Origin of the sequence: Kribbella sp. NBC_00382 (assembly GCF_036067295.1) — a bacterium.
Taxonomy (GTDB): domain Bacteria; phylum Actinomycetota; class Actinomycetes; order Propionibacteriales; family Kribbellaceae; genus Kribbella.
The window spans coordinates 2,989,847-3,011,231 of record NZ_CP107954.1; the positions used below are offsets into that span (position 1 = coordinate 2,989,847).

The window sequence follows — 21,385 nt, forward strand, 5'->3', positions numbered from 1 at the left end:
TCAGATCACATCGCTTCAGGTGCGCTGATGCCCAGCAAACCCAGGCCATCCTGCAACACCCGCCGGGTCGCCGCGCACAGGGCCAACCGACTGGCCCGCACTTCACCCTCACTGCTCAAGACCGGACACGTCTCGTAGAACGCGGACAACGCACTGGCGACCTCGAACAGATAAGTGCACAACCGATGCGGCTGCAGCGTCTCCGCCACCTGTACTACGCAGTCCCCGAACCCACCGAGCAACAACGCCAACCGCTGCTCAGCGGTCTCCGTCAGCACAGTCACTGTCGTTGGAGCCTCGCCGGCCTTGTCCAGCAACCGAGTCAACCGGGCATGCGCGTACTGGAGGTACGGCCCGGTGTTGCCGGTCATCGCGACCATCCGGTCGAGGTCGAACACGTAGTCGTTGATCCGGTCACTCGACAGGTCGGCGTACTTGATCGCCCCGATGCCGACCGCCGCCGCAACACTCGCCTTCAAGCCATCGTCCAGCGCATCCCGCTCGTCCAGCAGCGCCCGTGCCCGCGCCGTCGCGCCGTCCAGCAGCGACGCCAGCCGGACCGTGCCGCCGTCTCTGGTCTTGAACGGCTTGCCGTCCTTCCCCAGAACGGTGCCAAAGGCAACATGTTCGGCCGGTACGTCGTCCGGCAGCCAGCCCGCTGCCCGGCAGAGCGCGAAGATCTGCTGGAAATGCAGCCCCTGCCGATGATCGACCACGTAGACGATCCGGCTGGCGTGCAGCTCGTCGACCCGATGCCGTACCGCCGCCAGATCCGTCGCGCTGTACCCGAACCCGCCATCCGACTTCCGCACGATCACCGGCAGCGGCGACCCGTCCCGCCCAGCGAAACCGGGCAGGAAGGCGCACAACGCGCCACCCGACTCGGTCAGCAATCCAGCGGCCGTCAGATCGTCCACAACACCTTGCAGCCGGTCGTTGTAGGCGCTCTCACCCACCACGTCGGCCCGCGTCAATGGCGACCCGAGCTGCGCATAGATCCGGTCGAACTCGGTCAGCGACACCTCGACCATCTGCCGCCAGATCGCCAGCGTCTGCTCGTCCCCTGACTGCAGCAGCACCACCCGTGCCCGGGACAGTTCCACGAAGTTGTCAGAGGCATCAAAGTGCTTCCGGGCCCGCTGATAGAGCTGCTGCAACCCCTCGATATCAAGGGTTTCCACCGCGAGGTTCTCGAACAGCACCTGCTCGACCATCATCCCGAACTGCGTACCCCAGTCCCCGACGTGGTTCTGCCGGATCACCTCGTAGCCGACGGCCCGGAGTACGTTGCACAACGCGTCGCCGATCACCGTCGACCGGAGGTGCCCGACGTGCATCTGTTTGGCCACGTTGGGCTGTGAGTAGTCGACCACCACCCGCTGACCGCTTGGTTTGAAGACGATGGGCTCGTTGACCCCGGCAGCGAGCACTGACGGCAGCAGCGTGAGGTTGATGAACCCGGGCCCGGCGATCTGCGGTGGTTCGCACAACTGACTCAGATCGATAGCCTCCACCAACTGCGTGGCGATGGCCCGCGGTGATTGCTTGAGCTCGTTGGCGAGCCTGAGCGCCAGGTTGGTCTGGTAGTGGCCGAACTCGGGTCTGGTGGCGGCCCGGAGTTCAGGATCGAGTACGCCGTACTCCGCGCCGAAGGCGGCCGAGACGGCGGTGGACAGCTGGGTGGCAAGGGCAGACAGCACTGCGGACATGGCAGAGTCCTAAGGAAGAGGCGAAGCACCGGAACAGGGCTGAGGTGTTCAGACAGTGCTTCGTCGTCGCAGGCCGAAGCGATCGCGCAGTACGCGAGCGATCACCGGGCTGGTCGACATGGCGACCATTATGCACAACTGGTGGCCGATTTTCACAGCGAGTCAGCGGCGAAGCTGCCGAGTCAGGTCAGAGCTGCTGGGCCAGGTCAGAGCTGGTGTGGTGACGGCGCCGGGTGCCGATCCGCCAGCGGAGTGATCGGCGGCAGGTCGGTCTCGCCGAGGAAGACCCGCCGGACCACCCGCTCCGCCGCCCGCCCGTCGTCGAACTCGCAGAACTTCTCCCGGAACAACTGCCGATGCTTGGCCGCCTCGGCCTTCGCGAACGCACCCGTCTGCAAGGCGGCGAACAACTCCTCCGGCGAACGCGCCACCAGCCCCGGCGGAAACGCGGTGATGTCGAAGTACGTCCCGCGGGTGCTGTCGTACGCGCCGAGATCGTCGACCAGCAGCACGATCGGCCGATCGAGATTGGCGTAGTCGAAGCTGATCGACGAGTAGTCCGAGATCAGCACGTCGGCCGCCAGCATCAGATCCTCGACCCGCGGATGGCTCGACGCGTCCACCACCCGGTCGGAGTGCGCGGCCGGATGCTTCGACAGTGAGTAGTGGGTCCGGACGAGCACCCGCCCGTGGTCGCCGGCCGCTGTGGCCAATTGGTCCAGATCGAGGTGGATCCCGTCGCCACCGAGATCGACCAGGCCGGACGGCGTACGGACCGAGTCGACCCCGTCGCGGAAGGTCGGCGCGTACAGCACCACCAGGTGCGAGTCGTCGAAGCCGAAGGACGCCCGGATCGCCCGGACGTCGTCCAGAGTCGCGTTGAGCAGCCGGTCGTTGCGGGGGAACCCGTACTCGAGTTCCTCGAAATGGGCCGGGTAGGTGCGCTCCCAGATCTCCGAGGAGTACCGGTTCGACGACAGGTTGAAGTCCCACCGGTCGACCTGCCGCATGAGTTCCTCGAGGTCGAGGTCCTTGGCGGCGACGGGGTAGTGGCGCAGATCGGTGCCCATCGTCTTCAGCGGAGTACCGTGCTGGGTCTGCAGGTGGATCTGCCCGTCGCGCTTGTCCAGCTCCTTGGGCAGGTTCATGTTGCTGACGAAGTACGTCGCCTTCGCGACCAGCTTCTGGTACGCCGGTGAGCCCGCCACCACGTACTCGACGCCCTCGGGGATCGCGGCGACGTGGTCCGCCTCGATCACCCAGACGCCGCGCAGCTGGGGAGCCAGCTCGGCGGCCTTCTCGTAGATGGCTCGCGGGCTGCAGGCGTACTGCTTGAACCAGTAGGCGCCGTAGAGGACCAGATTCGGATCGAGGTCGCCACGGTGCAGCAGCTTGTCGACCGCCTTGCGTGGGCTCGGTACGGCAAGCATCTTGGCGCTGAGCTTGAGGGTCGTGTACGTCGCGTAGTCGTCGTGCACGATCTGCCACCGGCGGAAGCCGCGCCGGGTCTTGTCGACCACGTACCCCTCGGGTTTCCAGCGCTTGGCGAAGGCCGCGGCGGCGTGGAAGAACTCGGCCCGGTCCTCCGGATCGAGCCGCTCGGGCTTGTCGATCACGGCCAGGATGTGGTCCAGCGACCGGTCGAACGCGAACCGCCGCCAGCCGGCCAGCTCGGGGTCGGAGGTGATGAACGCGTGCACCCGGTCGTACTGGTCGAAGATGTCGAACTGCTGCCGGGTCACCGTGGCGTGGATGTTGCCGCCGGTGCGGTGCTGGCGGTAGTGGACGACGACCTGGTCGAGCGTGGCGATCCGCTGCGCGGTGAGCATCGTGGAGTAGGTCCAGGGCGCGTCCTCGTAGAAGCCGGCCGTGAAGACGAAGCCGTGCAAGGTGAGGAAGTCGCGCCGGATCGCCTTGTTCCAGACCACCTCGAGAAAGGTCAGGAAGACGGGTCGCTCGGCCGCGGTGAAGACGCCGGCGCCTTCCCGGGCGAACGCGTCGTGCCGCTGGTTGCGGACCACGTGGCCGTCCCAGTGGATCCGCTCGTAGTCGAACATCACGATGTCCGGCCGGTTGGTGTCGTCGATCCGGGCGGCGATCGCGGCCAGTGAGCCGGGGCGGTAGACGTCGTCGGCGTCGAGGAACAGCACGTAGTCGCCGCGGCACTCCTTGAGGCCGGCGTTGCGGGCCAGCCCGAGCCCGACGTTCTCGGTCAGGTGCAGCACCCGGACCCGCGGGTCGGCGGCGGCGTACTCGTCCAGGATCCGGCCGCTGCCGTCCGGGCTCGCGTCGTCCACCCCGATGATCTCGAAGTCCGCGCACGACTGGCTCAGCACCGAATCCAGGCACGGCCGCAGCCAGGCCCGTGACGCATGACACGGGACCACGATGCTGAACCGGGGGACCCCGGCGGAGTCGGTGCTGGCGGACATAGGTCTGCATCCTAGGGTGCAGACCATGAGCGCTGACGTGTTCGAACCACTGGCCGGTCTCGAAGGGGTCGGTTCGGCGGCCCGGGCGGCCCGGGATGCCGTCGACGTGCTGTTGCGCGACCGCGGGTTGCGGAAGGTCAGCGCGGACATGACCGCCGAGGCGCTGCTCCGAGGTGCGCACGCGTCCGCGGCGCTGGCCGGCAGCGAGGCGACGCTCGAGGAGGTACGCCGGGGAGCGGGCGACGCGTGGACCGCCGGAGCCGTCCGGATGACGGGCGAGCTGATGAGCCTCGCGCCACGCGTGGACACCGCGCCGGTACAGGTCTGGACCAGACTGCACCAGTTGGCCGCGGTCGATCTCGGGAGCGAAGACCAGTTGGGTCACCTGCGGACCAGTCGCGAACCGATCCCGGACGACATCCCCGGCCTGCCGCCCGCGCCACCCGCCGACGAGATGTGGGAGCGCCTGCACGGTCTGGCGCAGGCGCTGACCGTTCCGACCAAGGCGCCAGGGCTGGTGGTGGCGGCGATCGTGCACGCGGAACTCGCGGTACTCCGGCCATTTCCGGCCGCCAACGGACTGGTCGCGCGGGCCGCCGAGCATGTGGCGTTGGTTGCCAGGGGCATCGACCCGTTGTCGGTCACGGTGCCGGAGGTGGGTCATTTCGAGCTGGGCGGGTCTTACGCGCAGGGTTTGCGCGATTACGCGGGCGGTGGGCTCACCGGCGTACAGGCTTGGTTACTGAGGAGTTGTGAAGTGATCGCATTGTCGGCGGAACGTTCGCCGCTCAATCTTTCTACCCAGTAAAGACTCTGCCTGCTAAAGAAATGCGAACGGCGCTCTCCGAAGAGAGCGCCGTCGCTGGCACGCCATCCTGGTTACCAAGCGTGCACCTTGTCTGCCGCCCCATGGTTTCGGCGTTGGCCGAAGTCTGGGGTCGTGCTGCCCGGTTGGGATGGGCTGGTCGCCGCGTGGGTGCCTGGCTGCCGTGCGATTCTCTACCGGATCCGAAGATCCTTTGTGCTTCCTTTGTACTCCCCGGATCCCTTCGTGGGAAGGGCTTGTGCGACCTTCATGAAGCTGAGAAGAACGGAGCCTGCCTCAACTTTCGTTGAGTTTCGCGCGCCGGCGGGCGGCGTACAGCAGCACTCCGGCGGCGGCCAGGGCGACGCCGAGCAGGCTCGCGGCGACGGCCGGCCGACGGACCTCGGCCAGCCTCTTGCGCTCCTCGAGCGCCACCGGTTTGCTGAAATCGAGTACCGGCCATTCACGCGAGATCGCCAGTTTGCGCAGTGCTTTGTCGGGATTCACCGCGAACGGATGGCCGACCGCGGCCAGCATTGGCTCGTCGGTGATCGAGTCCGAATAGCCGTAGGAAGCCTTCAGGTCATAGCCTTCCTCAGCCGCCAGTTCGACGATCGCGGTCGCCTTGTGCGGGCCGTACGCGTAGACCGAGATCTCACCCGTGTACTTGCCGTCAGCAACTACCATCCGGGTGGCGATCACCTTGTCGGCGCCGAGCATCGCGCCGATCGGCTCGACCACCTCGGCCCCGGACGAGGAGACGATCACCACGTCCCGCCCGGCCGCGTGGTGCTGCTCGATCAGCTCCACCGCCTCGTGGTAGATCATCGGCTCGACGATGTGGTGCAGGGTGTCGGCGACGATCTCGCGGACGGTCTGGACGTCCCAGCCTGTGCACATAGCGGACAGGTACGCGCGCATCTTCTCCATCATGTCGTGGTCCGCGCCGCCGAGCAGGTAGACGAACTGGGCGTACGCGCTGCGCAGTACGGTCCGCCGGTTGATCAGCCCGCCGGCGTAGAACGGGCGGGAGAAGGCCAGCGTGCTGGAGCGCGCGATGATCGTTTTGTCGAGGTCGAAGAAGGCGGCCGATCGCGGTGTCACCGGGTGCTCCATGAGGTCGAGGATAGGAGAGTTGACGAAACGCCGAGGGGCCCGGTCTTTCGTGTGGACGGGTCTCCCGTTAGACTGATGAGCAGTGTGACAGTGGCACTGGCCTGTAAGCCTCTGATCGAGGTCCAGGCGCCGGCGGATCAAGATCTCGGTTGCAATAAAACTGAGATGTGTGACTTCCGGGTTCGGGGGGTACATACCTCTCGACAGTGGCAGACTGTCGCCTCCTGATCGGCCCCCGGCTCCTCCCCCCGAGCCCGTGGCCGAAGACGGCCCCCGGTCACCCCCCCGCCGGGGGCCGTCGCCTTTCCTTTTGCAGGTAGAGCCCTTCGGGGCTCCCTCTTTCGCTGGCTGCAAGCGCTTACCGAAATGACCGTTCCTGCCCGCTCGCGGGCAGATGTCGGTTGTCGAACCTCAAGAAGTCGTATAGTTTTCAGTTTTGTTGAGCGTGAGAGCGTTCCCACTTTATGCAGGGTCTTGACAATGTAGTTGCCTGGTCACACTTTGTGTCACATGAACCCGCGTACGAACCGCCCCCACGCCGCGGTCATCTCCGTCCTGTCAGCTCTACTTCTCGCGATCACCGGTCTGGTCCTGGACACTGCGACCAGCTCCGCCGCGACCAACCTCGTCACCAACGGGACCTTCGAGACCGGCACGCTCGCCGGCTGGTCCTGTACGGCCGGATCCGGCGCCGCGGTCAGTGGCTCGGCTCACACCGGCACGTACGCGCTGCAGGCCAGCCCGAGTTCGAACGACATCGGCCGCTGCAGCCAGTCGGTCTCGGTCAAGCCCAGCTCGACGTACACGCTGTCGGCCTGGGTGAAGGGCTCGAACGTCTACCTCGGCGCCGACGGCGGTACCAGCACCTGGACGACCAGCGACGGCTGGGCCCAGCTGAGTACGAACTTCACGACGGGTGCTTCGACCAGCACGGTGGTGGTCTACACCCACGGTTGGTATGGCTTACCGGCGTACCAGGCGGACGACGTAGTACTGGACGGCCCGGGTGGTACCGGTACGCCGCCCGACACGACGCCCCCGAGCACCCCGGGCGGTCTCACGGTCGGCAGCCCGACCTCGAGCTCGCTGCAGCTGAACTGGTCGGCCTCCTCGGACGCCAACGGCGTCAGCCGGTACGACGTGGTCCGTGGCACCGACGCCCCGCAGAGCGTGGGCAACGTCACCAACTGGACCGCATCGGGCCTCAACCCGAGTACGACGTACAGCTTCAAGGTGCGTGCCTGTGACGCGGCCGGCAACTGCTCGGCGTACGGCGCCGCTGTCTCCGGTACGACGTCCAGCGGGCCGACGCAGCCGCCGTCGGGCAACCTGCCGAAGCACGTGCTGACCGGCTACTGGCAGAACTTCAACAACGGCGCGACGGTGCAGAAGATCTCCGACGTTCCCGCGGCGTACGACCTGATCGCGGTTGCCTTCGCCGACACCGGTGCGCAGCAGGGCGCCATCACGTTCAACCTCGACAGCGCGGGGCTGGGCGGCTACACGGTCGCGCAGTTCAAGGCGGACATCGCGGCCAAGCACACGGCCGGCAAGAAGGTCATCCTGTCCGTCGGCGGTCAGAACGGCACCGTCTCGGTGACCAACGCGACCGCGGCGGCCAACTTCGCGTCGAGCGCGCTGTCGCTGCTGCGGGAGTACGGCTTCGACGGGATCGACATCGACCTGGAGAACGGCGTCAACGCGCAGTACATGGGCCAGGCGCTGCAGAGCCTGCGGAGCAGCTTCGGCAGTGGGCTGGTCATCACCATGGCGCCGCAGACGATCGACATGCAGGCGCCGTCGTTCGAGTACTTCAAGCTGGCGCTGGCGATCAAGGACATCCTGACCATCGTCAACGTGCAGTACTACAACTCGGGCTCGATGAACGGCTGCAACGGGCAGGTGTACTCGCAGGGCACGGTCGACTTCATCACCGCGCAGGCCTGCATCATGCTGCAGGGCGGGCTCCGGCCCGACCAGGTCGGCCTGGGGCTGCCGGCCTCCAGCCGGGCGGCCGGTAGCGGCTACGTGTCGCCGACGATCGTCAACAACGCGCTGGACTGCCTCGCCAAGGGCACGAACTGCGGAAGCTTCAAGCCGAGCACCACGTGGCCCACGCTGCGCGGCGCGATGACCTGGTCGACCAACTGGGATGCGCTCAACGGGGGAGCGTTCGCCAGCCAGGTCGGCGCTCACGTCCACGCCCTCCCCTAATGCACAACTACAGACCCGCTCCTGTGCTGGAAGCGCTTGGTGTCTGCTCGGAGGACGAGCAGCTCTACCGGGCGCTTCTGGCCCGGCCGGAAGCAACTACGACCGACCTGGTCACTGACACGGGCTGGGCCACCGCACGGGTGGCCCGGCACCTCCGGTCACTCCTGTCGCTGGGTCTGGCGTCCCGTACTCCGGGGCGCCCGGCCCGCTACACCCCCGCGGTGCCCGAGGCCGCTGTCGAGCTCCTGGCGCTTCGCAAGCAGGCGGCGATCGTGCAGGCGCGTCTCGGTGCGGCTGCGCTGACATCCGAGTTCCGGGCTCGCGGCGACGCCGGGCCGTTCACGGTGATCCGTGGGCAGCAGGCGATGGCGCAACGGTTCTACCAAGCGCAGCAGAGTGCGCAGACCGAAGTACTGGTGCTCGACAAGCCGCCGTTCGTCGTACTGCCGATCGAGCCGCGGCGGGCTCATGGAGTCACCTATCGGACCGTCTACGACATGGCTGCGCTGGTGGAGCCTGCGGAGATCGCTGCTGCGCGTAGTGCCGGGCCCAGCTGCCGGATGCTTCGCGACGTACCGCTGAAGCTGGTGGTCGCCGATCAGCGGACCGGGCTGCTGCAGACCGGGCAGGAGCTCATCGAGATCGGGCCGTCCACCCTGCTGGATGCGTTGCTGCGGCTGTTCGAGCTGCTCTGGCAGCAGGCGACTCCGCTGTCGCCATCGGCCTCGGACGGGCCGTTGACCTTCGAGGACCAGCAACTGCTGGCCCTGGCCGCCGCTGGACTCACCGACCAGGCGATCGCTCGTCGCCTCGGCGTCGCCCAGCGCACGGTCGAGCGACGGATGCAGCGAATCCTGAAGGCACTCGATGCGACTACCCGCTTCCAAGCGGGTCTACGAGCTGGTCAGCGAGGTTTGCTGACCTAGTCGGTGACGTCGGCGACTGTGGCGTCGAGGGTCTTGAGCAAGTCCTCGGCGTTCACCGTCATGCCGACTCCGTGGTCGCCGCCGCCGATCGAGATCGTGCCGGTGATCCGGTCGTCGGCGATGACCGGCCAGGCGTTGGTACTGCCGAGCGGAGTGATCGTGCCGCGGACGTAGCCGGTCACCTCGAGGGCTGTGTCGGCACTGGGCATCGAGATGCGGTTGATGCCCAGCAACGTGCGCAGCTTGGGCCAGGCGATCTCCCGGTCGCCAGGGACCAGGATGAACCGGTAGTCGTCGTCGGAGAGCCGCACAACGATCGTCTTGATCAGCTTTGCCGGCTCGATGCCACGCGCGGCCGCGGCCTCCTCCAAGGAGTTGACCCTGCCGTGCTTGGTGACCTCGTACGCCAGGCCCTTCGAGTCCGCCGCCTCGGTTGCTCGCGTCATGTGGTCAGTTTGGCACTGCGCCTCAACAGGAGGGCCAGGACCAAGGTGATGAGGAGCAGAGCACCCGCCTCGACGACTACACCGGGCCAAGCGGCGTGCGTCCACGCAGTACCGGCCAGGCCGCCGAAGACGGAGGAGCCCAGGTAGTACGCGAAGAGATAGAAGCTGGCCGCCTGACCGGTACCACCGCCACCTGCATGAGCCCGTACTGCGACCCACCCGCTGGCGACCCCATGGACGGCGAAGAACCCCGCAGTCATCACTGCGAGCCCGGCAATGACCAGGGGCAGTGGCGTCGCGAGAGTCAGGGCCACGCCGGCCAGCGTCACCAGGCAACCGACTGGGACCACCGCGCGGCGGCCGTACGAGTCAGCCAGTCTGCCCGCCACCGCTGACGACGCCGAACCGACCAGGTAGACCGTGAACACCAGGCCTGCCAACCCGAGCCCGAGACCGTACGGCTCAGCGGCGAGCCTGAAGCCAGTCGCGTTGTAGACGGCGACGAAGGCGCCCATTGCCGTGGCGGCCGTGCCGTAGAGAGCTAGCAGGGCGGGGTCCTTGAGCACTCTGAGCGTCTGGCGGCTGCCCGTGGCCTTGGTGAAGTTTTGCGAGTCCGGCAGTAGTACGGCTAGTAGTACTGCGCAGACGACTCCCAGTAGGGCAATGCCGCCGAGTGCTGCTCGCCAACCGCCCAGTTCTGCCAGGCCACCGGCGACCAGCCGGCCGGTCATACCGCCTACCGCTGTGCCTGCGATGTAGAGGCCGCTCGCTCGGGCAAGGCTGTCGTCGTGGACCTCCTCGCGCAGGTAGGCCATGGCAACGGCCGGGAGTCCGGCCAGCGCTACGCCCTGTAGACCTCTGAGCGCCAGCAGGATCGGCCAGCTCGGTGCGATGGCACAGAGGACGGCTATGGCGGCTGCAGCCGCAACCGACCAGCGCATGAGGGTGGTACGGCCGATGATCTCTGAGGCCGGGCCTGCGACCAGGAGCGCGAGTCCGAGGCCCAGTGTGGCCAACGAGACACTGAAGGCGCTCTGGCTGGGAGACACCTGGAACACTCGTGCTAGCTCGGGGAGTAGGGCCTGCGTGCTGTAGAGCATGGCGAAGGTGGCCAGTCCTGCCGCGAACAACGCCACCGAGAGCCTGCGATAACCCGCCTCACCAGGCCGGTAGCCGCGAGTCGGTGCAGTCGTCACCTTTCGAACATATGTCGCTCGACTCGTCGGCGGACCGGTCAGCAGCTGAGAGTCGCATCACGCCGGGACGATCGTCTGAAACCTCAAAGACTCGCGGCATCTATAAAGTTCCGTGCGTGAGGAAGCTATTGAGTGGGGTCAGACCGAATCGGCGACAAGTGTTCATGGCCGGGGCGGTGGCGGCGGCGTCGACAGTGGCGACCACCGGTACCGCGGCCGCCGGCGGCTACGGATCGGGGGACCTCGGAGCGTGGCAGGGCCTGTCCAAGGCTGTCGCGACCGAGGCGACGATCGAGCGGGTGTTGTCGCTCAACGGGGTGTTCATGTTCGGCGACAGCATCGGCGTACAGGATGGCAAGGCGCTCGCCCTGCGGATGAAGAGCAAGCTGGGCCTGGAGCTCGCGGTGAACAACTGGTCGGGCCGGCCGACCAAGGACACCGTCGACGCGTTGGCCAACTGGAAGGCGAACTACGGGCTGCCGCGCCGGATTGTGATGGCCTGCGGCACCAACGACATCTTCACGCCCCCGGTGATGGCGGCGCAGATCGACCGGGCGATGAGTCTCGTCGGCCAGCGGACCACTGTGTTGTGGGTGAACACCCAGGTGGCCCGCACGGGTCTGGGGAACACGGTGCTGCTGGCGGACCAGCGCAACAGTGCCTGGGTCAACCTGCAGTTGGCCGAGGCGCAGCGACGGCACTCGAACCTGCGCATCGTCCGCTGGGCGGAGTGGCTTGCGGCCAAGCCGTCCAGGCTCAACACCTATCTGCGTAAGGGGATCCACACCTCGGTCCCGCTCGGCCAGGACGCCCGCAATGAGCTCATCGTCCAGGCAGTCAACGCTGGTTGAGCAGTACTGAGTACTGCGGCGGACCGGAGTACCGGCCCGCCGCAGTACCGGTCAGAACCCTGCAGTGATGCGGGTGAAGTCCCAGTTGTTCTGGGCGATACCGCTGCAGTTGGAGACGACGCCGCCGCCCGCGCACCCGCGGTCACGGTTCACGCCCCAGAACGCCAGCCGGGCCAGGCCGTTGTTCTTGGCCCAGGTGGTGATGTTCTGCCAGGTCGCCGTCGTGGTCATCTCCTGCTGGTCGGACAGACCGTTCATCCCGGAGATGCCCTGGTGGGCGTAGGCCTGCGCGGTGGTCCAGCCGAAGACGGCCTTCAGCTTGTTGTTCAGGCCGGTGGACGCGCCGACCGTGTCGTTGTAGATGTTGCTGCTGCCGAAGTCGAACGGCATCAGGGTGAAGATGTCGATGTTCGCGCCCAGCGCCTGGGACCGCTCGATCAGCCGGTTGCCGTAGTAGTTCGGGCCGGTGGTCGAGGTGCCGAAGGTCAGGATCGTCTGGATGCCGGGGTTGTTCTGCTTGACGATCTTCAGCGCGTTCAGGATCCGGTCCTGGACGGCCTCGTTCTCGAACTCGTCGGTGTTCTCGATGTCGATGTCGATCGCCTTCAGGCCGTAGGCGCTGATCACCGACTGGTAGGCGCCGGCGAGTGCTTCCGGCGTGCTGCAGTTCGGGCCGAGCTTGTTGCCCTGCCAGCCGCCGATCGACGGGACGATGTCGCCGCCGGCCGCGCGGATCTGCGAGATCGTGGTGGCGTCGATGCTGCCCTGGAGCGGCCGGTTGCCGTCCCATGCCGCGTTGCAGCCGCCGGACGACAGGATGAAGGCCATCGTGAACCACTTGATGCCGGTGGCGCTCATGACGGTTGCCGGGCTCGGCGGGTCGCCCCAGCCCATCCACAGGTACGGCGCGGCCTTACGGCTGGCCGGCGGTGGGTCGCCGCCACCCGTCTTGGTGGTCACCGAGACGGAGCCCGACTTGGGTCCTTCGCCGGCGCTGTTCGAGCCGCTGACCTGGTAGCTGTACGCCGTGTTGGCCGTCAGCCCGGAATCCGTGTAGGACGTGCCACTCGGAGTACCGACCTTGGTGCCGTTGCGGTAGACGTTGTAGCTGGTGGCACCGCTAGCTGCCGACCAGGTGAGGCTCACCGAGTTCGCTGTGGAGGTACCGGCCAGTCCTGACGGTGTGCCCGGTACTGTGCCGCCGCCACCGCCTGTGCAGGAACCGCCGTTCAGTCGGCAGGCGGAGATACCGGGGAAGTTGCCCGGGCTGCCGTTGAAGCCGAAGGTGACACTGGCACCGGGCGCTAGCGGCCCGGCCCAGCTGGGCGGTGTGAACGTGTGGGTCTGCCCGCTGCTGACACGGGTGGCGTCCCACGAGCTGCTGATGGTGTAGCCGGACGGGAAGTCCAGGGCGACCGACCAGGTGCTGATCGAGGCGGAGGTGCCGTTCGTGACGGTCACCTTGCCCTCGAATCCGCTGCCCCAGTCGGACACCTTCGTGAAGGCCGCGCTCACCGGTGCGGCCGAGGCCGCGGGGATGAACAGGACGGACATCACCACTGCTGCGATCGCCGCGATGGCGACCGAAATGCGCTTGCGTTTCATTGTGCTCCGATCAGTGGGCGGTACGTGATCAGACCCGGCCCCAGAGTGCGGGGACGTTCGGCGGTTCCCATCCGGTCAGCGAGGTGTGGCCCTGGATGCACTTGTAGGTGACGCCGTTGTAGGACACCAGCGAGCCGGTCGCGTAGGCCGTGTTCGGAGCCCAGGGGGTCGCCGTCGGAGGGGTGGTCGGCGGCGTGGTGGGCGGTGTCGTGGGGGGAGTGGTCGGCGGCGTCGTGGGAGGCGTCGCCGGCGGGGTCGTCGGAGGTGTGGTGGGCGGGGTGGTCGGAGGTGTGGTCGGCGGGCCGCTGCAGCCAGGGGTGTCCGCGTTGACCGAGTTGACGACGTTGTTGAACAGCGTGACGCCCGGGTCGAGTGCCTCGAGGCTGTACATCATCGCCCCGGCCAGGCCCTTGCAGTGGCCGTAGTCGGCCTTCTCCTTGATCGACCGGGCGTTGTCACCGGACCAGAAGGTGCCGTTGCTGTAGAACCAGGACGACTTGCTGGCGTCGTCGAAGAACGTGGACGACGGGTTGTCGACGAAGCCGGTCAGCTCCTTGTAGAAGGAGACGCCGGGCACGTTGCCGCTCAGCACGTGGCCGTCGGCCGGCTGGGTGGCCGTCTGGTACTTGCCGTTGGCCGTGGCCGGCACGCCCTTCCAACCCCTGTAGTAGAAGGGGTATCCGATGGTCAGCTTGTTCGCCGGGAAGCCACCGGGGATCCCGTACGCCGAGTCGCCGGTGGTCCAGGCGGTGATTGCACCGTCGACCGAGTACTTCTTGGTGCCCGGCGGGATCGGGTTGCTCGGGTCGCCTGGCGCCTGGTACAGCGGGTCCTGGAAGTTGGTCGGACCGGTCGGCTCGAACCCGCCGTGCATGTCGTACGTCATCACGTTGTTGTAGTCGAGGTACTGACCGATCTTGTCGGTCTCGATCGTCTTGATCTTGTCCTGCCCGGCCGGCGTCGCGGCGGTCAGCCACATCTTCTTGCCACCGTTGGCGCTGCCGAACGCGTCGAGCTGACGACGGAACTCGGCCAGCAGCAGAGTGAAGTTCTGCTTGTCCGCGGCGCTGTAGTGGTTGCCGGTGTGGCCGCCCGGCGAGCCCGGGTACTCCCAGTCGATGTCGATGCCGTCGAAGATGCCCGCGGCGCTGCCGGGACCGCCGAAGCCGTCCACGACGGGCAGGTCGCCCTTGATGAACATGTTCACGCAGGAGGTGACCAGCGCCTTGCGCTTGGCGTCGGTGGAGGCCGCGTCGGAGAAGTACTTCGAGTAGGTCCAGCCGCCGATCGAGATCAGGATCTTCAGGTTCGGCTGCTTGGCCTTCAGCTTCTTCAGCTGGTTGAAGTTGCCCTGGATCGGCTGGTTCCAGACGTCGCCGACCCCGTCGACGCTGATGTCCGCGCCGTACGACTTGCCGTAGTCCGCGAACGCGTCGCCCGCGCCGTCACCGGCGTTCGGGTTGCTCTCGTCCTGGGAGGCGGCCTGGTTGGCCATGAAGCAGGTGTGGCTGGTCGGGTGGATGTTCGCGAACGCGTAGTTGAGGAAGTCGAGCTTGCTCGCGACCCCGGTGGTGATCAGGTTCTTGGGATAGAAGGCGTTCTGGTAGATGCCCCACTGGGTGAAGTAGGCCGTCTTGACCCCGCCGCTGCTGGCGGCCAGGGCGTTCGGCTGGGCATCGGGGGCTTGTGTCTGGGCGGTGGCGACCGAGATGCCGGCGACGGCGATCAGGGCGGTTGCGGCCACGGTGGCCGCGGCAGCGACGCTGCGCATTCGACTCATGGGGCGGACCTCCATCAAGGAGCTGTGAGGAGTGCACGGGTGTCCAGCAGGTGTCCACGAATGGACGCTTGCCGAGCGTTCTGAGAGAAACTTAGTTAAGGACGCTTCGAAAGGAACCGTAGCTCTTCACCGCCCGCAGGTCGCCGGGTCGCGATGGCGGGTTGCCGCTGCTGACGGATATCCGACAGTTCTCCACAGCCTTGGTTTTTCTTCCCGCCGCGGCGCGAAACGACGGCACCTTCTAGGGCATGGACAACCTTCTTCCGACCCGCACCCTGATCCCCGCCCAGCCGTCCGCCCGGACGCCTGCTTCGACACCTGGCTGGACACCTGCGTCGACACCTGGTTGGACACCTGTGTCGGCCTCCTCGGCGACAGCGCCCCCGACCGTCTTGCTCGCCAGCGCCGACGACCTGCTGCTGGACGACCTGCTCCGGCTAGCCGCCGCCGCGGAGGTGACCCCACGCGTCGAACACGACCTCCTCGGCCTACGCCGCAACTGGCAGACCGCCGTCCTCATCGTCGTCGGCCAAGACCTCGCCGAACCCCTGGCCCGCACCCAACCCCCACGTCGCCCCGGCGTCCTCCTGGCCGCCCGCGCCCCCACCACCTCCGCCCGCCTCCCGCCACTCATGCCCACACCCATCGGCGCGCCCGACACCTATCGGCATGCCCTCGCGATCGGCGCCGAAGGCGCTTTCGTCCTACCCGCCGACGAGGCCGAGCTCAGCACAAAGCTCTCCGACGCACTGGACGGCGGCACCCGAACAGCCATCACCCTCGCCATCGTCGGTGGCTGCGGTGGTGCGGGCGCAACCACCCTGGCGGCGGCCGTGGCGGTAACCGCCGGCCGCCGAGGCCTGCGCAGCATGCTGATCGACGGCGACCCACTGGGCGGCGGCATCGAACTGGTCCTCGGCACCGAGCACTACGAAGGCTCGCGCTGGCCGGCCCTCCTGAACGCCGCCGGCCGAGTCAGCGCCAGCGCACTCCGAGCCGCCCTCCCCTCGGTCGATGGCCTCGCCGTGCTCTCGTGGGACCGGTCAGACGTGACCGCCCTGCCACCAGAAGCAATGCGCTCGGTGCTCGGCGCCGCCCAACGCAGCAGCGACCTAGTCGTCGTCGATCTCCCGCGCCGCCCGGACCCAGCATCAGAGGAGGCCTTCGTCCGCGCAACCTCAACGCTAGTGGTGGTGCCTCGCGACGTGCGCTCTTGTGCAGCAGCAGCGCGGTTGGTTGCCCCTCTACGCCAGGTCGCCCACGATCTTCGAGTTGTCGCCCGAGAGCCCGGCCTCAATGGCCTGTCTGCCCTGGATGTCGCCGATCACCTGTCGCTGCCCCTGGCCGCCAAGCTCGGCTATGAGCGCGATCTACCGTCAGTCCTCGACGACGGCCGCTTCGATCCACGGCCACGGAGCGCGTTGGGGCGCGCGGCGAACGAGGTACTGGACCTGTTCGGTCTCCACGGGTTGCTCGCGGCATGAGTATCTCGCCCGAACTCCTCGAACGCGTCCGCAGAACCCTTGCAGAGAAGGGATCTGAGCCAACCCCCGCGCTGGTGGCCGCAGCCCTGCGCGCCGACGGCACTCTCGTCGGCGACTCGATCGTGCTCGCCGTCGTGGCTGCTCTCCATCGCGAGGCAATGGGTGCGGGCCCGCTCGACGGACTGCTCTCGGAGGCCGGCATCACAGACATCCTGGTGAACGGCCCCAACGAGGTCTACGTCGATCGGGGTTCGGGCCTCGAACGCATCGCGTTGAGAACGGGCGACGAAACCGCCGTACGACGCCTCGCCACCCGTCTAGCCGCGGCCGCCGGCCGCCGCCTGGACGACGCGACCCCATACGTGGACGTCCGCCTCCCCGACGGCACCCGCTTCCACGCCGTGCTCTCACCGATCGCCGCTCCTGGAACCTGCCTCTCCCTCCGAGTCCCCTCCCGAAAGGTCTTCACCCTCGACGACCTCGTCGCGGCCGGCTCTCTCCCCTCCAGCGGCGCCTCCATCCTGCGAGACCTCCTAGACGCCCGCGTCGCCTTCCTGATCAGCGGCGGCACCGGCACGGGAAAGACGACCCTCCTCAATTCCCTGCTCTCCTTGGTCGATCCTTCGGAGCGCCTGGTCCTGGTCGAGGACGCGAGCGAGCTCTACCCCGATCATCCCCACGTGGTCCGCCTCGAGGCCCGCCCACCCAACGTCGAAGGCGCCGGCGAGATCTCCCTGCGCGACCTAGTCCGTCAAGCGCTCCGAATGCGCCCGGACCGCCTGGTTGTAGGCGAAGTCCGTGGCCCCGAAGTCGTCGATCTACTGAGCGCCCTGAACACCGGCCACGAAGGGGGTTGCGGCACCGTCCATGCCAACTCCGCCGCCGACATCCCAGCCCGCCTGGAAGCCCTAGGCGCCATGGCCGGTCTGACCCGAGAAGCCATCCACAGCCAGATCTCCTCAGCCCTCCACGCCGTAATCCACCTGACCCGCTCCTCCAACGGCACCCGTCGCATCACAGAAATCCGAGCCATCACCCGAACCCCCGCCGGCCAAGCCATCGCCATCCCCGCCATCGAATTCACCCCCACCGGCCCACCCAAACTTCACCAAGCCGCCAGCCTCTTCACCCACCACCTCTCAGGAGCAGCCTGATGCGAGCCCTCACAGCGCTGCTGGTTTCGGCCACGGTCCTCACGCTGCTCCCGACCCCAACCCGAGCCCTTCACCGCCTCAGCTCGCAGCCCTCGAGACCCCGTAGCCAGTCCCAGCTCTCTGCGGGCAGCGGCGCCTTCGCCCGATCGACCAAGCGCCGACTAGGCGTCCTGACCGCGATCGTTGCCCTAGGCGCCTTAGTCGCGGTATCGACAGATCCATCGGTGGTAGTGATCGCGCTGACCATCGGTGTCGTCGCACTGGTAGTGATCAAGCAACGCACGCGTACCGCTCGGGCACGGGTGGCAGCCGCGCGACGAGCCGCAGTGATCGAAGCCTGCGACGTCCTGGCAGCCGAACTAACCGCCGGCCGCCCACCAGCAGCCGCCCTGGAAGGCGCCGCCACCGTCTGCCCAGACCTCCAGGTCGCGTCAGCAGCAGCCAAGCTAGGCGGCGACGTCCCATCCCTCCTGGAACTGCTCGCTGAAACCCCAGGCGCAGAAGGCCTCCGAGCCCTAGCCGCAGCCTGGCGAGTAGCCGACGAATCCGGCGCAGCCTTCGCCGTTATCGCCGAACGCCTAGCCCACTCCCTCCGCGCCGACGAATCCATCCGCCACCAAATCACCACCAGCATGGCCGGCACCCAAGCCACCGCCCGCCTACTAGCCGTCCTCCCCATCTTCGGCACAGCCCTCGGCTACGCCCTAGGCGCCAACCCCCTCGCCTTCCTGACCCAAACCCCACCCGGCTGGCTCTGCCTAGCCCTAGGTCTAACGCTCTCCACCCTCGGCCTCCACTGGACCAACACCCAAACCAAACCCCCAGGCACCCCCCGCCACCACCCAACCTGACCACCACCGCCGACCCACGACCCAGCGACCCACCTCCGGGATCTCGCCCGCCCGACCTCAACTACCAGCCTTGGACTCCGATGCTGATCCCCGTTCACAACGCGTTGGCTGCGACTCCCAGCGCTGTCCTTCCCACGCTGACAGCGTTCGGCGCCCCGGGGCCGGTCATGCCTGCCTTGGCGGCGGCTCTCGCCGTGGTGCTGCTTCTTCCAACCCCACCCGGCCGGCGGCGACTGGCCAGACATCGCCCTCTTCTCAACACCCGTTGGCCGTTCAACCTCGCGACAACAAAGGAGCTGCCACCAGCCACCCGACGCCTCCACCTCATGGTCGCCGCCATCGCCGCAGCAGGCCTACTCCTCCTGCTAGGTATCCCAGGCGGCCTCATCCCCGCAGCCATCGCATTCCTCGGCACCCCAATAGCCCTAGGTCGCCTAGAGCCAGCAGCCACCCGACAACGCACAGCCCGCCTCACCGCCGATCTCCCACTAGCAGTGGACCTGCTAGCAGCTTGCCTACGAGCCGGCCGCCCACCTCAAGCCGCGATCAACGTCGTCGCCAAATCCCTCGGCGGCCCACTCGCCGACCTCCTCACCGAGGTCGAACGCCGCATGAACCTCGGCGCCGACCCCATCGACGCCTGGTCCACCCTCCTCAAAGAACCATCCTGCGCAGCCTTCGCCCGCGCCACCCAACGGGCCCTCCGCTCCGGCGCCCCACTCGCAAAGATCCTCGAACACCAAGCAGACGACGTCCGTCAGACCCGTCGCTGGTCCGCCGAAGCGCACGCCCGTGCAGTCGAATCCCGCTCAGTCGTCCCGCTAGGCCTGTGCTTCCTCCCAGCGTTCATGCTGCTGGGCATCATCCCCACGATCGCCAGCTCGCTGTCCGGCCTGCTCAGCTTCCTAGGCTGAAGGCTTCTCCCGGTACGGTTCCAGCGCCGACGCGACATTCGTTGCGAGAAAACGCGTGACCCGATATTCACAGATCCCCGCAACAGCAAACGGATCCCCGGCCACCAGTTCCTCCATCGCCGCGCGATCATCGCCGACCGCAATGATCACCCCGCCATCTCGCGGTTCCTTGCGCCCCGACGCGACGAACACCCCTGCGTCGAACTGCCCCCTCACCCAGCTCAGATGATCCGCCATCAACTCGTCAGCACGTGCCAGCGGCGCGGTATAGGTCAGCTCCAGAACAAACATGCCGATCACGCTAACCCGGACGCACCGCCCTCAGGTCAGTCGCCCTGTTCGGCTGCCTCCAGCAAAGCCTCCGCCGCAGAGGTCCGCGCATACAGAGCAACCCGTCCCACCCGATGCGGAGTGACCAACCCTCCAGCACGCAACGCCCCCAGATGCTGCGAGACGCCACCGGCGATCAGCCCGATGCGCACAGCCAGCTCTGTCGTAGACCGAGGCGAGTCGAGCAGCATCAACACCCCCGCCCGAGACCGACCCAGTACTGCGGCGACACCGGCCGACGTGGTCCGTACCGGCTCACTCCAGAGCGTAGCCACCCCACGAGCCGGATAGGTCAGCGTCGGCTGCCACGGCGGAATCGTGCTCGAGCACACCGTCGGCCAGACAAAGGCAGACGGCGTCATCAGCAACCCTTCGCCGGCCAGCTGACGCACGCCTTTGAACCGCCGGTGCCTGATCTGCAAAGACTCGTCAAGCCACTTCACAGTGCCGGCCAGGTCATCGAAGAGCCAGGCATGCCCCGCCTGACTCAGCTTCCGCCCGCGATAAAGCAGATCCCCCTCAAGCAATGTGCGGATCCGTCCCCAATGCGGTGCGATCGCCAGTTCCCAGTACGCCTCCACTTGCTCAGCCAACCGCTCGACGCCACCCACCGGATCGACGTACAGCTCACCGACCGCAGCCGTCGGCATGCCGCTCGCCCTGCCGCGGATACTCGCCCTGCCGCTGCCGCTGCCGCTGCCGCTGCCGCTGCCGCTGGCACGGCCGCCCGAGCGGGTGCTCGCATGTCGTCGTTGGCGGGGGAGGGAGGCCTCATCGAGGGAGCCGATCGGGTTCTTCCAGGCCTACGCCAGTACGTCGAGGTCGGCGCGGACCTGGTCGGCGGGGACTCGGCGTAGCGCGCTCAGGTCCGTGGCCAGGTCGGGTACCGGAGTCTGCTGCGGCGGGGTGAGGAAGTCGGCGAGATACCAGACCCGCGGATCGATCAGGTCGAAGAGCGGCCCGAGCTCGGCCCCCGAACGGCAGATCCGCTCGGTCGTCGTCTCAGCCAACGCCGGCGGAACGTCTGCGAACGCGGAGTCTTGAGCAACCAGATGCTCGCGACGACCTCCCACAGCGGCGAGACCGCCAGCCGCGTCCGGGCAAGGTCCTCCACGGTGAAGGTGATCGTCAGCAACTCTGTCGCCTTGTCGATTTAGTAGTAGCTAAATCATTGCAGAAGGCTGCCTGATCGCGGCGAGTCTGTCGGCATGACTCTGGAATCAACGAGATCAATCCGACCGGGAACACGAAGCAGTTCTTGATCATTGCTCAGAGCAATCAATCGCCTTCGTCCCCTGGCTGCCGATCGCGCAGGGTGGCCATGCGACTTCACGGGTGGTGACTGCTATCGCCGACGAGCTGGGTGCTATGTCTGCGCAGATTTCCCTTGCCTGGTTGCTGCATCGCTCGCCCGTGATGGTTCCGATTCCGGAAACGAAGTCGATCGATCATCTCCAGGAGAACGTGGCGGCGGCCCGGAGCCAGCTGACCCCGGAGCAGCTGACTCGCCTGGCCGGCGCCGGTAATTCGTAGTTGTCCCCAGGTTGAAAACTCCTTTCCTGCAAGGGCTCT

General features: G+C 67.1%; 18 protein-coding genes and 1 pseudogene. 9 read left to right on the forward strand and 10 right to left on the reverse strand.

Translation table 11 applies throughout. The annotated features are described in order from the left end of the window. Nucleotides 1-5 precede the first annotated feature (5 nt). Both argS and OHA70_RS14715 read right to left on the reverse strand, forming a co-directional pair. On the reverse strand, nucleotides 6-1,697 hold the full coding sequence (gene argS, locus OHA70_RS14710) for an arginine--tRNA ligase (RefSeq protein WP_442913906.1): 1,692 nt from the start codon (nucleotides 1,695-1,697) through the stop codon (nucleotides 6-8). 218 nt (nucleotides 1,698-1,915) lie between these two features. Then, on the reverse strand, nucleotides 1,916-4,141 hold the full coding sequence (locus tag OHA70_RS14715) for a bifunctional glycosyltransferase/CDP-glycerol:glycerophosphate glycerophosphotransferase (RefSeq protein WP_328332729.1): 2,226 nt from the start codon (nucleotides 4,139-4,141) through the stop codon (nucleotides 1,916-1,918). 25 nt (nucleotides 4,142-4,166) lie between these two features. Here OHA70_RS14715 and OHA70_RS14720 point away from each other — a divergent pair, with 25 nt between their 5' ends. Beyond that, nucleotides 4,167-4,949: a cell filamentation protein Fic gene (locus OHA70_RS14720; RefSeq protein ID WP_328332731.1), complete on the forward strand. Its 783-nt coding sequence runs from the start codon at nucleotides 4,167-4,169 to the stop codon at nucleotides 4,947-4,949. A 294-nt stretch (nucleotides 4,950-5,243) separates the two neighbouring features. Here OHA70_RS14720 and OHA70_RS14725 read toward each other — a convergent pair whose 3' ends face one another. After that, nucleotides 5,244-6,062 carry an HAD family hydrolase gene (locus OHA70_RS14725; protein WP_328332733.1) on the reverse strand — a complete coding sequence of 273 codons (819 nt, stop codon included), beginning with the start codon at nucleotides 6,060-6,062 and terminating at the stop codon, nucleotides 5,244-5,246. A 510-nt stretch (nucleotides 6,063-6,572) separates the two neighbouring features. On the opposite strand from OHA70_RS14725, the gene OHA70_RS14730 reads away from it, so the two are divergent. Together OHA70_RS14730 and OHA70_RS14735 are read left to right on the forward strand one after the other, a co-directional pair. Further along, on the forward strand, nucleotides 6,573-8,276 hold the full coding sequence (locus tag OHA70_RS14730) for a chitinase (RefSeq protein ID WP_328332736.1): 1,704 nt from the start codon (nucleotides 6,573-6,575) through the stop codon (nucleotides 8,274-8,276). Further along, entirely contained in the window at nucleotides 8,276-9,202 is a 927-nt protein-coding gene (locus OHA70_RS14735) for a helix-turn-helix domain-containing protein (protein WP_328332738.1), read from the forward strand. The genes OHA70_RS14730 and OHA70_RS14735 overlap by 1 nt, the downstream gene beginning before the upstream one ends. Here OHA70_RS14735 and OHA70_RS14740 read toward each other — a convergent pair. Next, the gene (locus OHA70_RS14740) at nucleotides 9,199-9,648 is read right to left on the reverse strand and encodes an aminoacyl-tRNA deacylase (protein ID WP_328332740.1); all 450 of its coding nucleotides are present in this window, start codon (nucleotides 9,646-9,648) and stop codon (nucleotides 9,199-9,201) included. The two genes, OHA70_RS14735 and OHA70_RS14740, sit on opposite strands and share 4 nt — an antisense overlap. Further along, on the reverse strand, nucleotides 9,645-10,844 hold the full coding sequence (locus OHA70_RS14745; protein ID WP_328332742.1) for an MFS transporter: 1,200 nt from the start codon (nucleotides 10,842-10,844) through the stop codon (nucleotides 9,645-9,647). Before OHA70_RS14745 ends, OHA70_RS14740 begins: the two co-directional genes overlap by 4 nt. Nucleotides 10,845-10,960: 116 nt before the next feature. On the opposite strand from OHA70_RS14745, the gene OHA70_RS14750 reads away from it, so the two are divergent. Then, nucleotides 10,961-11,695 carry a hypothetical protein gene (locus tag OHA70_RS14750; protein WP_328332744.1) on the forward strand — a complete coding sequence of 245 codons (735 nt, stop codon included), beginning with the start codon at nucleotides 10,961-10,963 and terminating at the stop codon, nucleotides 11,693-11,695. Nucleotides 11,696-11,746: 51 nt separating this feature from the next. Here the strand turns inward: OHA70_RS14750 and OHA70_RS14755 are convergent, their stop codons facing one another. Both OHA70_RS14755 and OHA70_RS14760 read right to left on the reverse strand, forming a co-directional pair. Next, on the reverse strand, nucleotides 11,747-13,300 hold the full coding sequence (locus OHA70_RS14755) for a glycoside hydrolase family 18 protein (protein WP_328332747.1): 1,554 nt from the start codon (nucleotides 13,298-13,300) through the stop codon (nucleotides 11,747-11,749). A 28-nt stretch (nucleotides 13,301-13,328) separates the two neighbouring features. Beyond that, nucleotides 13,329-15,080, reverse strand: a complete 1,752-nt coding sequence (locus tag OHA70_RS14760) for a glycosyl hydrolase family 18 protein (protein ID WP_328332749.1) — start codon at nucleotides 15,078-15,080, stop codon at nucleotides 13,329-13,331. Between the two features lie 248 nt (nucleotides 15,081-15,328). Here OHA70_RS14760 and ssd point away from each other — a divergent pair, with 248 nt between their 5' ends. The 4 genes from ssd (at nucleotide 15,329) to OHA70_RS14780 (ending at nucleotide 19,483) form a co-directional block, all read left to right on the forward strand. Continuing rightward, entirely contained in the window at nucleotides 15,329-16,564 is a 1,236-nt protein-coding gene (gene ssd / locus OHA70_RS14765; protein WP_328332751.1) for a septum site-determining protein Ssd, read from the forward strand. Continuing rightward, nucleotides 16,561-17,718 carry a TadA family conjugal transfer-associated ATPase gene (locus OHA70_RS14770; RefSeq protein WP_328332753.1) on the forward strand — a complete coding sequence of 386 codons (1,158 nt, stop codon included), beginning with the start codon at nucleotides 16,561-16,563 and terminating at the stop codon, nucleotides 17,716-17,718. The genes ssd and OHA70_RS14770 overlap by 4 nt, the downstream gene beginning before the upstream one ends. Continuing rightward, nucleotides 17,718-18,569, forward strand: coding sequence for a type II secretion system F family protein (locus OHA70_RS14775; protein WP_328332755.1), 852 nt, complete (start codon nucleotides 17,718-17,720; stop codon nucleotides 18,567-18,569). Before OHA70_RS14770 ends, OHA70_RS14775 begins: the two co-directional genes overlap by 1 nt. A gap of 80 nt (nucleotides 18,570-18,649) precedes the next feature. After that, entirely contained in the window at nucleotides 18,650-19,483 is an 834-nt protein-coding gene (locus OHA70_RS14780; RefSeq protein WP_328332757.1) for a type II secretion system F family protein, read from the forward strand. Here the strand turns inward: OHA70_RS14780 and OHA70_RS14785 are convergent. The 3 genes from OHA70_RS14785 to OHA70_RS14795 all read right to left on the reverse strand — a co-directional run bounded on the left by OHA70_RS14785 (nucleotide 19,475) and on the right by OHA70_RS14795 (nucleotide 20,886). Beyond that, entirely contained in the window at nucleotides 19,475-19,774 is a 300-nt protein-coding gene (locus OHA70_RS14785; protein ID WP_328332759.1) for a YciI family protein, read from the reverse strand. The genes OHA70_RS14780 and OHA70_RS14785 overlap by 9 nt on opposite strands. Before the next feature lie 35 nt (nucleotides 19,775-19,809). Continuing rightward, nucleotides 19,810-20,463, reverse strand: coding sequence for an ArsR/SmtB family transcription factor (locus OHA70_RS14790; RefSeq protein WP_328332761.1), 654 nt, complete (start codon nucleotides 20,461-20,463; stop codon nucleotides 19,810-19,812). A gap of 153 nt (nucleotides 20,464-20,616) precedes the next feature. Next, nucleotides 20,617-20,886 carry a hypothetical protein gene (locus OHA70_RS14795; protein WP_328332763.1) on the reverse strand — a complete coding sequence of 90 codons (270 nt, stop codon included), beginning with the start codon at nucleotides 20,884-20,886 and terminating at the stop codon, nucleotides 20,617-20,619. Nucleotides 20,887-21,061: 175 nt separating this feature from the next. On the opposite strand from OHA70_RS14795, the pseudogene OHA70_RS14800 reads away from it, so the two are divergent. Further along, nucleotides 21,062-21,346, forward strand: a pseudogene (locus OHA70_RS14800) (aldo/keto reductase); the annotation flags it as partial. Nucleotides 21,347-21,385: the final 39 nt, after the last annotated feature.

Bases quoted from the DNA above. Each gene is read 5' to 3' on its own strand.
- OHA70_RS14715 (WP_328332729.1), bottom strand. From the start codon at position 4,141: ATGTCCGCCAGCACCGACTCCGCCGGGGTCCCCCGGTTCAGCATCGTG.
- OHA70_RS14720 (WP_328332731.1), top strand. From the start codon at position 4,167: ATGAGCGCTGACGTGTTCGAACCACTGGCCGGTCTCGAAGGGGTCGGT.
- OHA70_RS14725 (WP_328332733.1), bottom strand. From the start codon at position 6,062: ATGGAGCACCCGGTGACACCGCGATCGGCCGCCTTCTTCGACCTCGAC.
- OHA70_RS14730 (WP_328332736.1), top strand. From the start codon at position 6,573: ATGAACCCGCGTACGAACCGCCCCCACGCCGCGGTCATCTCCGTCCTG.
- OHA70_RS14735 (WP_328332738.1), top strand. From the start codon at position 8,276: ATGCACAACTACAGACCCGCTCCTGTGCTGGAAGCGCTTGGTGTCTGC.
- OHA70_RS14740 (WP_328332740.1), bottom strand. From the start codon at position 9,648: ATGACGCGAGCAACCGAGGCGGCGGACTCGAAGGGCCTGGCGTACGAG.
- OHA70_RS14755 (WP_328332747.1), bottom strand. From the start codon at position 13,300: ATGAAACGCAAGCGCATTTCGGTCGCCATCGCGGCGATCGCAGCAGTG.
- OHA70_RS14760 (WP_328332749.1), bottom strand. From the start codon at position 15,080: ATGAGTCGAATGCGCAGCGTCGCTGCCGCGGCCACCGTGGCCGCAACC.
- ssd (WP_328332751.1), top strand. From the start codon at position 15,329: ATGGACAACCTTCTTCCGACCCGCACCCTGATCCCCGCCCAGCCGTCC.
- OHA70_RS14770 (WP_328332753.1), top strand. From the start codon at position 16,561: ATGAGTATCTCGCCCGAACTCCTCGAACGCGTCCGCAGAACCCTTGCA.
- OHA70_RS14775 (WP_328332755.1), top strand. From the start codon at position 17,718: ATGCGAGCCCTCACAGCGCTGCTGGTTTCGGCCACGGTCCTCACGCTG.
- OHA70_RS14780 (WP_328332757.1), top strand. From the start codon at position 18,650: ATGCTGATCCCCGTTCACAACGCGTTGGCTGCGACTCCCAGCGCTGTC.
- OHA70_RS14785 (WP_328332759.1), bottom strand. From the start codon at position 19,774: ATGTTTGTTCTGGAGCTGACCTATACCGCGCCGCTGGCACGTGCTGAC.
- OHA70_RS14790 (WP_328332761.1), bottom strand. From the start codon at position 20,463: ATGCCGACGGCTGCGGTCGGTGAGCTGTACGTCGATCCGGTGGGTGGC.